Origin of the sequence: Bacillus sp. JJ783 (assembly GCF_036963225.1) — a bacterium.
In the GTDB taxonomy this organism is placed as follows: Bacteria; Bacillota; Bacilli; order Bacillales; family Bacillaceae_G; genus Bacillus_A; species Bacillus_A cereus_U.
In genome coordinates this window covers 1-1,023 of the sequence record NZ_JBALMG010000214.1, presented here as the reverse complement: position 1 = coordinate 1,023, position 1,023 = coordinate 1, and the positions used below count along the sequence as shown (strand labels likewise).

Genomic DNA, 1,023 nt, shown 5'->3' with positions numbered 1-1,023 from the left:
AGCAAATATTTTGATAGAAACCTTGTAAATACAAGGTTTCTTGTTTCTATGTCTATCTATCGTTTATACATAATTTTATACATCGTTGATATAGCGGGAATTCTAGTGATTCCCGCTATTCTTTTTTTGCATAAAATCTTGTATAAATAAAAAAGATTTTGATGTTATTATCGAGAAGTAATACATGTTAGTGTTAAAATCAGAATGTATTTCGAAATTAAATCGTTTTTAAAATCGGTTGTCATATCGGTTGCGAGTGTATTCCGGTTTTGATTGGAATGTTGATTTAATCATGTTTTGTGAGTGAAAAAGGTATTCCGTTTTTGGGGGAGGAATGAAAATTGGAACTAAAATCGGAAATGCATACACCGAAAATTGTTGCGGATTTTTTAGGGGTTACACCCGATTTACTAAAGGTATGGTCAAACGAATTTAACATACAAACGGAGCGAAGCCAGGGAGGGCATCGCAGATACTCAAAAGAAAATATAGAAGAATTAAAAGCAATAAAAGAAAAAATACAAGCTCAAAAATGGTCTTACGATCAAGTTCGAGCATGGCGAAATGGAGAACTTGATTCGTTTGTTTCAAAAGAAGAAAAATCAGAATTAGAAAAGAAATTGAATGAAGTATTAGAAAATCAGCAGTTACAAAATCAATTTAATCAAGCGCTTGTTCAAAAATTACAAGAAATTACGAATGAATTGGTTACGACAAAAGAGTATTTAGCGAATACGGAGAAAAAGTTAACTGAAGTAGAAGGTAAAAATAGTGAATTAGAAGTTTTTATAGAGAAGAAGTTAGAGAAGCGAGATCAGTTATTGCTTGAAAATATTAGAGATATGCAGAAGCAAAATCAGAAACAAAAACGGAAAGGTTTTTTCGATTTGTTTAAAAATTAAATATGATTGATATCTTTGTAGGGTTCTAATGTCGGAAAAAGAAGAATAGAAATATAACATATATATAATAAGGGAATGCAGTACAGATCAGCATACAAGCATTCCCTTGCTATAATTATGT

General features: G+C 30.7%; 1 protein-coding gene. It reads left to right on the top strand.

Annotated features, from left to right (window positions below):
- Positions 1 to 341: 341 nt before the first annotated feature.
- Positions 342 to 902 carry a MerR family transcriptional regulator gene (locus tag V7038_RS28355; protein WP_335696002.1) on the top strand — a complete coding sequence of 187 codons (561 nt, stop codon included), beginning with the start codon at positions 342 to 344 and terminating at the stop codon, positions 900 to 902.
- Positions 903 to 1,023 lie beyond the last annotated feature (121 nt).